This is a genomic window from Variovorax sp. LG9.2 (assembly GCF_035018885.1).
Classification (GTDB): Bacteria; Pseudomonadota; Gammaproteobacteria; order Burkholderiales; family Burkholderiaceae_C; genus Variovorax.
On the sequence record NZ_JASJXB010000105.1, the window covers coordinates 1 to 488 of the forward strand.

Below are 488 nucleotides of genomic sequence, written 5' to 3' on the forward strand. Positions count from 1 at the left end.
GTGCGCACGACGATGAGTGACAGCAAAGCGGCATGTCCGCTGGACAGGGTCAACCGGAAGTTCTGTGCGGAGCGACCAAACCAGCTATGGGTCTCGGACTTCACATATGTGTCGACCTGGCAGGGCTGGCTCTACGTGGCCTTCATCATCGATGTGTTTGCACGGCGCATCGTCGGTTGGCGCGTGAGCAGTTCGATGCGCACGGACTTCGTGCTGGACGCGCTGGAACAGGCTCTGTATGACCGCCAACCGGAGCGGGATCGCAGCCTGATACATCACTCGGATCGTGGGTCGCAATATGTGTCCATTCGGTACAGCGAGCGCTTGGGTGAAGCCGGCATCGAGCCGTCCGTGGGCAGTCGGGGAGACAGCTACGACAACGCCTTGGCCGAGACCATCAACGGGCTCTACAAAGCCGAATTGATTCATCGCCGAGCACCGTGGAAGACCAAGGAGGCCGTGGAATTCGCGACGCTCGAATGGGTGTC

At 60.2% G+C, this 488-nt stretch carries 1 protein-coding gene; it reads left to right on the top strand.

Features of this window, described 5'->3' with window-relative positions:
* Nucleotides 1–488 (top strand): IS3 family transposase (locus QN413_RS27100; RefSeq protein WP_323499644.1); only part of this gene is annotated, 488 nt, incomplete at both ends.